This window comes from Streptomyces sp. XM83C (assembly GCF_023072675.1).
GTDB lineage: Bacteria > Actinomycetota > Actinomycetes > Streptomycetales > Streptomycetaceae > Streptomyces > Streptomyces thermocoprophilus.
Window position 1 is genome coordinate 1 of sequence record NZ_JALLGL010000290.1, and the last position, 7,807, is coordinate 7,807.

Annotated in this window: 6 protein-coding genes; 3 read left to right on the forward strand and 3 right to left on the reverse strand. The window is 75.9% G+C overall.

Features of this window, described 5'->3' with window-relative positions; genetic code table 11:
* Nucleotides 1-25: 25 nt before the first annotated feature.
* The 3 genes from MTQ10_RS24870 to MTQ10_RS24880 form a co-directional block, all read right to left on the reverse strand.
* Nucleotides 26-1,579, reverse strand: coding sequence for a lyase family protein (locus MTQ10_RS24870; protein ID WP_247472393.1), 1,554 nt, complete (start codon nt 1,577-1,579; stop codon nt 26-28).
* A complete protein-coding gene (locus MTQ10_RS24875; protein WP_247472394.1) occupies nt 1,576-3,552 on the reverse strand; it encodes an FAD/NAD(P)-binding protein in 1,977 nt (658 codons plus the stop codon). Before MTQ10_RS24875 ends, MTQ10_RS24870 begins: the two co-directional genes overlap by 4 nt.
* Before the next feature lie 146 nt (nt 3,553-3,698).
* Nucleotides 3,699-5,432 (reverse strand): condensation domain-containing protein, encoded by a 1,734-nt coding sequence (locus MTQ10_RS24880; RefSeq protein ID WP_247472395.1) that lies wholly within the window; start codon nt 5,430-5,432, stop codon nt 3,699-3,701.
* Between the two features lie 351 nt (nt 5,433-5,783).
* Here MTQ10_RS24880 and MTQ10_RS24885 point away from each other — a divergent pair, with 351 nt between their 5' ends.
* The 3 genes from MTQ10_RS24885 to cysD all read left to right on the forward strand — a co-directional run.
* Nucleotides 5,784-6,560: an alpha/beta fold hydrolase gene (locus tag MTQ10_RS24885; RefSeq protein ID WP_247472396.1), complete on the forward strand. Its 777-nt coding sequence runs from the start codon at nt 5,784-5,786 to the stop codon at nt 6,558-6,560.
* A gap of 80 nt (nt 6,561-6,640) precedes the next feature.
* Entirely contained in the window at nt 6,641-7,201 is a 561-nt protein-coding gene (cysC, locus tag MTQ10_RS24890; RefSeq protein ID WP_247472398.1) for an adenylyl-sulfate kinase, read from the forward strand.
* The coding region (cysD, locus tag MTQ10_RS24895; RefSeq protein ID WP_247472397.1) for a sulfate adenylyltransferase subunit CysD at nt 7,198-7,807 on the forward strand (610 nt) is incomplete at its 3' end. The genes cysC and cysD, both read left to right, overlap by 4 nt.

The window sequence follows — 7,807 nt, forward strand, 5'->3', positions numbered from 1 at the left end:
GCTGCGGGCCGGGCCGGGGCGGGTCTCACACCGCGCACTTCGTGGCGTAGGGGGGAGCCGGTACGGCGACCGGCTTCGCAGGTTCCGTCCCGGTCGGCGCGGTTGCCGCCGGCGGTGCCGGGGCCTTGGGTGCCGCAGCCAACGCGCGCGTCGTCAGGCCCGGCGCGCCACCCACGTACGCGGTCGGATCGAGCAGTTCCTCCAGCTCCTCCAGGCTGTGGTGGGCGGTCACCTCCGGCAGCGTGCGCAGCACCTCCAGCAGCGGCACCCCGCGCGCGTCCGCCGCGTGCGACGCCCCGGCCAGCAGGTCCTTTGCACGCACCCGCCCGATCCGCGGCGCGAGCAGCGCGGCCAGCCGCTCCGTCACCACCTGACTGCCCGTCAGGCCGAGGTTGCGGCGCATGCGGTCCGGGTCGGGCGTCAGCCCCTCGGCCAGCTCGGCGGCTGTGACGGCGGCCCCGCCCGCCAGGCGCAGCGCCTCGCGCAGCAGCAGCCACTCCGCGTGCCACACCCCCGCCGACCGCTCGTCCTCCGCCACCAGACACTGCGTCAGCCCGGTGGCCAGTACCGGCACTTGCAGGGCGGCGCTGCGGATCAGCGTCGACAGCACGGGGTTGCGCTTGTGCGGCATGGCCGAGGAGCTGCCCCGGCCGGTGACGGCGGGTTCAGCGACCTCCGCGATCTCGGTGCGGGCCATCACCTGAACGTCCGCGGCGAACTTGCCGAGGGCGCCGGCGGTGAAGGCGAGCGCCGCGGCGGTGTCGGCGACCGGGGTGCGCAGCGCGTGCCACGGCAGGGCCGGGACGGCCAGCCCCGTCTCGGCGGCGAACGCCTCCACCAGCCGTTCCCGGTAGGCGTCGGCGGCCACCGTGCCGGCGGCCCCGGGGACGGCGTACTCCAGGTACCCGGCGAGGGTGCCCGCGGCCCCGCCGAGCGAGACCGGCAGGGCGTCGCGGGCGGCCCCGACGCGGGCGGCGGCGTCCACGACCAGCCGGTGCCAGCCCGCCGCCTTCAGTCCGAACGTGGTGGGGACGGCGTGCAGGGCGAGGGTGCGGCCGACCATGACGGTGTCGCGGTGCCGGCCGGCCAGCCCGGACAGCGCGTCGGCCGTGCGGCCCAGGTCGCCGAGGATCAGCTCCAGCGCCCGCCGGCACATCAGCATGGTGCCGGTGTCCAGCACGTCCTGGCTGGTGGAGCCGCGGTGCACGTACTCGGCGGCCTGCGGGTCCTCGGCCGCCACCGCCTCCGTCAGCGCCCGCACCAGCCCCACGACCGGGTTGGCCGTCTCCCGGGCCTGCACGGCGAGCGCCCGCGGATCGAACCGATCGGCGCGCGCGGCGCGCGTGATGGCCCGCGCGGCGGCGGCCGGCACGGTGCCCAGGGCGGCCTGGGCGCGTGCGAGCGCCGCCTCGGCGTCCAGCAGGGACTGCAACCACGCCGTCTCGCTGACGGCTTCCTCCACCGGTGTCCCGGCCCGCACCGGGGAGAACAGTCCGGCGTCCGGACCGCCGTCGAAGGCTGGGGCCGGCGCCTCGAGGGCTGGGGCCGGCCCGTCGAGGGCAGGGGTCGGGTGGCTCATGAGGTCATCTCCAGGAGGTCTTCCGGAAGGCCGGGCAGGTCGACGGCGAGGCGTGCGGGGGCGAGGCCGAGCACCGCCCGGGCGATCGCGTCGGAGTCGCCGAGGATCACCGAGTCCACGCCCGGCCGGATGCCCGCGGCCGTCACCCAGTGCACGGACTCGGTGGGGACGCCGTAGGCGAAGCGGCGCGGGTGGGGCCGGCCGAGGGCGTCGACGGTCCGGTAGGGCCGCTCGGAGACGGCCAGTCCCCCGGTCTCGTAGGCGGCGCGGGCGGTGCGGATGCGGTAGGGCGCGGCCTGGCCGGTGGCGAGCAGGTGCCGCAGCAGGGGGTCGGCGGTGCGGCGCAGGTCGGGTTCCGGCAGCCGTGCCTCGATCAGCGCCGACGTGCGCACGGGCGCCGCGTCCACGTCGTCGGCCGTGGCCACGAACGCGGCCCGGTCGCCGCTCGTGTCGAGCGTGATCCGGGTGCCCGGCCCCAGCGGGCGGACGACGTCGGCCTCGATCAGCGCGCGCAGCTCCTCGATGCGGGAGACGGGCGGGCCGATCGACAGGAACGCGTTGAGCGGGTTGTACCAGCCCGCCAACTCGTCCCGGTAGGAGTCGCCGTCCAGGCCCCCGTGGTCCACCGCGAGGCGTATCTCGTTGCGCAGGTCGCGCAGCACGTCCAGGGCCGCCTTGAGCGGTCCGCCGACGTTCCCGGCCCGGGCCTGGCGGATGTCCTCGGCCAGGTGGTCCAGCAGCCAGCGCCGGAATGCCGCGCGGTCGGCGAAGCGCCGTCCCGCGGTGGGACGTTCGACGAGGTCCCAGTCCCAGCGCACGGCGGGGTCGATCCCGTGGGCGTCCAGGAGGCGGGCGCGGGCCGGCGCCGTACCGGCCGCGAGGAAGGCCGGGACGAACGCCGCCGCCTCGCGGGCGCGGCCTCCGGCGCGCAGCAGCGTCTCGTAGTAGACGCTCTCCACCTCCAGGCGGATCAGCGGCCACAGGTCGGCGCGGAAGCGGACCGGTTCCCCGGCCAGCCGGCGCCTCCGCAGGCCGCCGATGACCTCGGGGGTGAGCACCCGCGGCCGGTGCCGGCCGGTGGCGCCCTTCTCGTTCTCGCCGCGCGCGTGGTGGGGGACGCCGCGCCGGGAGCCGGCGTAGATCAGCGGCTCGCGGCCGGAGGGCAGGTAGACCAGACCTCCGGCGCGGCGCACGAACCTGCCGCCGCGGCCCAGGGTGAGCAGCGCCATGCCGTCGAAGAAGTTCAGCCCCAGTCCTCGCATCAGGACGGCCTGCCCCGACGGGACCGCGGACAGGTCCACGTCGGCGGGGTTGGCCGGGGCGATGTACGTCAGCCCGTGCCGCGCCGCCGCACGCCGCCAGGCGGACTCCTGTGCCGACTCGCGCAGCGGCACGTGGCCCTGCGCGAGGACGACGGCGTCCAGGCCGCGCAGCCGGGTGCCGTCGGCGAGGGTGAGGACCTGGGGGCCGCCGGGCGTGTCGGACTCGTCCCGCAGGGCCACGGCATACGTGCGGTGCTCGACGACGCGGCAGTGCGCGGGCGCCCGCCGTACGATGCGGCGGTAGCAGTACTCCAGGTAGCTGCCGTAGAAGGCGCGGGTCGGGTAGGCGTCCGGGTGCAGCTCCGCCGCCTCCGCGTACGTGGCGGCCCCGAACCGGTCGGCGGGCGAGGCGAGGACGACGGAGCGGGCCCACTCGTACAGGTCGGGCCCCGGCTCCACCGGCCCCTGCATCGTCACGGTGTCGTCGGTGAACACCGTCACCTGGGAGGCGACGGTGTTCATCAGCAGCAGCCGCGACTGGTCCGTGCGCCAGACCCGCCCGGCGCCGGGCCGGCAGGGGTCCACCAGGTGGATCGTCACGCGGCGCGGCGACGGGGCGGCGGCCCGCTCGTTGGCGCAGATCCGCTCCAGCACGGACAGGCCGCGCGGCCCGGCGCCCACGAGGCACAGGGTGAGGTCCGCGGCGCTCACCGTGTGCTCCCGGTGTTGCCGGGGGCGGGAGGGCGGCCCGGGCGCGGCCGGCCGGCCGCGGGGAGCCGGGCGGCGCTGCGGCCGGGCCCGTCGCAGGGGCCGGGCGGGGTGCCGCGCCGGTGGCAAGTGGTCATACGGTGCTCTCCTCATGTCGGTGCGGCGGTGGCGGTCACCGCGGCGGACGCCCGGGCCATGCGCACCGGCGGCTCGTCGGCGAGCACGGCCAGCGCGTCGGACACGGTGACCGGGTCGCCCGCGAGAGCGGGCAGTGCGTGCAGCAGCCGGGCGCACTGGCGGACGAGGCGTGCCGCGTCGTCGTCGGACAGGCGCGCCCGGTCGTGGACTGCGGCCAGGACGAGGCCCTCGTCGCTGTCCCGGTGGGCGAGCAGGGTCACGGGGAACGCCGTGTACGTGCCGGCCGTGCGGGGCGTGCCCACGCTGATGCCCTGGGCGGCGAGCGCGGCGCGCAGGGCGCGGGAGCCGTGCCGGCGCTGCTGCTCGAAGACGACGAGGCTCTCCACGAGTTCGTCGTCCGCGCCGCGCCCGGCCCACTGCTGGATCTGGCTCAGGGAGACCCATTCGTAGGCGGCCATCTCGAAGCTCTGGTCGCGCAGTTCGGCCAGCAGCCGGGACACGGGGGCCGCCGGGTCGACGCGGACGGTCATGGGCAGGGTGTTCGCCAGCAGGCCGGGCAGGCGCTCGACGGAGTCCAGGGCGATGCCGCGGCCGGAGACGGTGACGCCGAAGCCGACCAGGGCGGGGCCCGCGGTGGCGCCCGCCCGGTACAGCAGCAGCGCCCACACCGCCTGCAGCACGCCGGCCTCGGTGGCCGCCCACGACGCCGCCCAGTCGCGCAGCCGGCCGGCCGGTCCGGCGCCGAGCCGGGCCTCGGCCCGCCCTGCCCCGGTCAGGCCGGTGGCCGGGCCCGGGACCGCGGGCCGCGCGAGGGTGCCGGCGGCGGGGGCCGCCGAGGACCAGAAGTGCCGGGCGGGCGCGGTGTCCTGCCCGGCGAGCCAGCGGGCGTGGTCACGGCAGTCGGGCCGCCGTTCACCGCCCGGCAGGCGGCCCCCGGCGAGGTAGGAGCGGTAGAACTCCTCCAGCAGGACGGACACGCTCCAGGTGTCCAGCAGGACGGGGTGGAAGGTGAGCAGGATCCGCACCGACGGCGGGCCGCCGTCGGCGGGGTCCGGCTCGTCGACGAGAGTGAGCCGCAGCAGGCCCGGGGAGCGCAGGTCGAAGCCGCGCAGCCGGTCGCGCTCCATGAACTCGTCGAAGTCGACGGCGCCGGCGGGATGGCGGACGACCTCGGCGCGGGCGTGGTCGTGGAGCACCAGGCGCGGCCCGGCGTCCCAGGCGAACGCGGCGCGCAGGACGGTCTCGTGGTCGAACACCGACTGCCAGGCCGCGGTGAAACGGCCGGTGTCCAGCGGACCGCGCCAGCGCCAGTGCAGCTGCTGCACACAGGGGCCGGCGCCGCGGCGCGCGAGCAGGGCCCGCTGCTGGGCGGTGACCGGCACGGACGTGATTCCGTCCACCGGGGACGCGCCGGCCTCCCCGCCCACCGCTTCCTCCCGCGGCGCGGGGGCCGCGGCGGTCTGCGGTTGCCGGGCGGTCAGCGCCGCCAGGGCTTGCCGGTCGGCCCGCCCGTCGGGCAGCAGCGGGATGTGCGGCACTGGGTGCAGACAGGACGGCACCAGGTGGGACGGCAGCCGTGACCGCAGGGCGGCGCGCAGTTCCGCGAGCGGCAGGCGCGTCACCACATGCGCGACGATCCGCAGAGGACCGGGAGGGTTGCGGGCCGCGTGGACGGCGGCGTCGCGCACACCGGGCAGCGCCACGAGGGCGGCACGCACTTCGCCGAGCTCGCCCCGGTCGCTCATGGTGGTCTCCCCCTGTGTTCGGCGGCAGGACGGGACGGGCCCGGTCCGCTGCCGCCGCGGGCGCCACCAGGACCCTGGCGCACCGCCTGCGCCCGCCGTCGGGCCCGGTCCCGCCACCTCCCATGACATGGCCCCGCGGTCGAATCCGGCTGTGGCGCCGCTCGTGGACCGCTGGCGCGCGCGGTGGCGGGTGCCGTGAGCACCGGGCAGCGGCCGGTGTGGGCGGGCCGGGGGCGACGACCGGGACGCAGGGGCCTTGCGACCGTTCCTCGACCGGTGGTCCAGCACACCGCTCGAAGATGCCGCCAGGTGGGGAGGTGAGGGCACCTCCGAACGGCGTGAGGAGTGGGTATGCAGAAGGTCGTTTCCCGTGACGGCACCACGATCGCCTACGAGAAGGCCGGCGACGGCCCGCCGATCGTGCTCCTCAACGGATCGTTCCGCGACCACACCATCTTCGACGCGCTCGTCCCCGAGCTGACGCCGTACTGCACCACCTACGTCTACGACCGTCGGGGACGCGGCGAGAGCGGGGACGCCCCCGCGTACGAGGTCGCCCGCGAGATCGAGGACCTCGAGGCGGTCATCGAGGCGGCCGGCGGGTCGGCGGTGGTGTTCGCCGGCTCGTCCGGGGCGAACCTCGCGATCGAGGCGGCCCTCGCCGGCGCCCCCATCACCAAGCTGGCGCTGCACGAGCCGTTCTACCGCGTCGACGGCTTCCCCAAGCCCCCGTGGAACGTCGCCAAGACCCTGCGGGTCCTCATGGAGCAGGACCGCCGCCAGGAAGCCGTCGAATACTTCCTCGGCAGCTTCCTCGGACTGACCCCGGACACGGTCGCCCAGTGGCGCAAGGGCCCTATCTGGGCGGTGAACGAGGCGAACGCCCACACGCTCGCCTACGACGTGAAGATCTGCGGCGACTGCACCGTCCCCGCCGACCGGCTCGCCGGCTACCGGACCGAGACGCTGGTCCTCAACAGCTCCGGCACCAGCGAATGGCTGCGCGCGGCGGCACAGGCCACGGCGGCTGCCTTGCCCAACGCCCGCTGTCTGGAACTGCCGGGCTCCTGGCACCGGATCGACATGGACGTCCTCGGCCGGACCCTGGCCGAGTTCGCCACCGCCTGACCGTCCCGCTCCGGCACGTCACCCACGTTCAGAAGGGCATCACCGTGATCACAGCTGACCCCCTGACCGCCGGGGCCCCCGTGCGGGCGGCCGGAGCCGCCGCCCGCGAGCACGGCGCCACCGTGTGGCTGACCGGGCTGCCGAGCGCGGGCAAGACCACCCTGGCCCGCGCCGTCGCCGAGCGGCTGGCCGCCACCGGCCGCCGGGTCGAGGTGCTCGACGGTGACGAGATCCGCCGCCACCTGTCCCAGGAACTCGGCTTCTCCCGCGCGGACCGGCACACCAACGTGCTCCGCATCGGCTTCGTGGCCGAACTGCTCGCCTCGCACGGCGTGCTGGTGCTGGCCCCGGTGATCGCCCCGTACGCGGACAGCCGGGAGGCGGTGCGCAAGCGGCACGAGGCGAACGGCACGACGTACCTGGAGGTGCACGTGGCCACGCCGGTCGAGGTGTGCTCCGTACGGGACGTCAAGGGCCTGTACGCCAGGCAGGCCGCGGGCGAACTGACCGGGCTCACCGGCGTCGACGACCCGTACGAGGAGCCCACGGCGCCGGAGCTGCGCATCCGGACGGAAGGCAGGCCGGTGGCCGACACGGCCGCCGGCCTGCACCGCTTCCTCGTCGAGAGGGGCCTGGCATGACGGTCCTGACACCGAGCCCGACGGGGCTCACCCACTCCGCCTACGCCCTCTCCCATCTCGACGCGCTCGAGTCCGAGGCCGTGCACATCTTCCGTGAGGTCGCGGGCGAGTTCGAGAACCCGGTGATCCTGTTCTCCGGCGGCAAGGACTCCATCGTCATGCTGCATCTGGCGCTGAAGGCGTTCCGGCCGGCGCCGGTGCCGTTCGCGCTGCTGCACGTGGACACCGGGCACAACTTCCCCGAGGTCCTCGACTACCGCGACCGTACGGTCGAGCAGCACGGGCTGCGCCTGCACGTGGCGTCGGTGCAGGACTACATCGACCGCGGCGTGCTCAAGGAGCGCCCCGACGGCACCCGTAACCCGCTCCAGACGCTGCCGCTGACGGAGAAGATCCAGTCGGAGAAGTTCGACGCGGTCCTCGGCGGCGGCCGGCGCGACGAGGAGAAGGCCCGCGCCAAGGAACGCGTGTTCTCCCTGCGCGACGAGTTCTCCCAGTGGGACCCGCGCCGCCAGCGGCCCGAGCTGTGGAACCTGTACAACGGCCGGCACGCCCCCGGCGAGCACGTCCGTGTCTTCCCGCTGTCCAACTGGACCGAGCTGGACG

Coding starts and splice junctions, on each gene's coding strand:
- MTQ10_RS24870 (WP_247472393.1), bottom strand. CDS start 1,579: ATGAGCCACCCGACCCCTGCCCTCGACGGGCCGGCCCCAGCCCTCGAG.
- MTQ10_RS24880 (WP_247472395.1), bottom strand. CDS start 5,432: ATGAGCGACCGGGGCGAGCTCGGCGAAGTGCGTGCCGCCCTCGTGGCG.
- MTQ10_RS24885 (WP_247472396.1), top strand. CDS start 5,784: ATGCAGAAGGTCGTTTCCCGTGACGGCACCACGATCGCCTACGAGAAG.